At 50.4% G+C, this 399-nt stretch carries 1 rRNA gene; it reads right to left on the bottom strand.

Going from position 1 to position 399, the window contains the following annotated elements:
• A 23S ribosomal RNA gene (locus tag DPQ25_RS14415) occupies positions 1-399 on the bottom strand; the annotation flags it as partial.

A 399-nucleotide genomic window follows, 5' to 3' on the forward strand; every position in this document is an offset into this window, starting at 1 on the left:
GGGTTATGCCTTCTTCAGGTGTCCTGTAACTTAAATCTTTCGGCGGCTACGGAATTTCCACCGTATGTGCATCGACTACGCCTTTCGGCCTCGCCTTAGCTCCCGGCTTACTTGGAGCGGACGAACCTTCCTCCAAAATCCTTAGACTTTCGGCCAATATGATTCTCACACATTTCGCGCTACTCATTCCGGCATTCTCGCTTGTGTAAAGTCCACCACCGCTTCCGCTATGACTTCACCCCTTACACAACGCTCTCCTACCATCCCTTTCGGAATCCCAAGCTTCGGTATATGATTTAGCCCCGTTGAATTTTCGGCGCAGGGTCACTCGACCAGTGAGCTATTACGCACTCTTTTAATGAGTGGCTGCTTCTAAGCCAACATCCTGGTTGTCTTTGC

The sequence above is a fragment of the Hydrogeniiclostridium mannosilyticum genome, from assembly GCF_003268275.1.
In the GTDB taxonomy this organism is placed as follows: Bacteria; Bacillota; Clostridia; order Oscillospirales; family Acutalibacteraceae; genus Hydrogeniiclostridium; species Hydrogeniiclostridium mannosilyticum.